This is a genomic window from Streptococcus oralis, from assembly GCF_001579175.1.
Lineage (GTDB): Bacteria > Bacillota > Bacilli > Lactobacillales > Streptococcaceae > Streptococcus > Streptococcus oralis_O.
Window position 1 is genome coordinate 1 of the sequence record NZ_KQ970785.1, and the last position, 241, is coordinate 241.

General features: G+C 34.9%; 2 protein-coding genes. Both read left to right on the plus strand.

What is annotated here, in order from left to right; all coding sequences use genetic code 11:
• Window positions 1–119, plus strand: a 119-nt coding sequence (locus tag SORDD24_RS11085; protein ID WP_081103596.1) for a multidrug transporter, incomplete at its 5' end; no start/stop codon positions are given.
• Window positions 110–241: 50S ribosomal protein L33 (rpmG, locus tag SORDD24_RS10645; protein ID WP_061410186.1), on the plus strand; the 132-nt coding region annotated here is incomplete at its 3' end. The genes SORDD24_RS11085 and rpmG, both read left to right, overlap by 10 nt.

A 241-nucleotide genomic window follows, 5' to 3' on the forward strand; every position in this document is an offset into this window, starting at 1 on the left:
GGCAATACGGCTACCACTCTGTTTTTTATGCGACGGCTGCTTGTGTTGCTTTCAGCTGTTTATGTAACTTAGTTCAATTTAGATCATTATTAAAAGTAAAGGAAATCTCGTGCGAGTAAAAATTAATCTCAAATGCTCCTCTTGTGGTAGCATGAATTATCTAACTAGTAAGAACTCAAAAACCCATCCAGACAAGATTGAAGTTCTAAAATATTGTCCAAAGGAAAGAAAAGTGACTTTA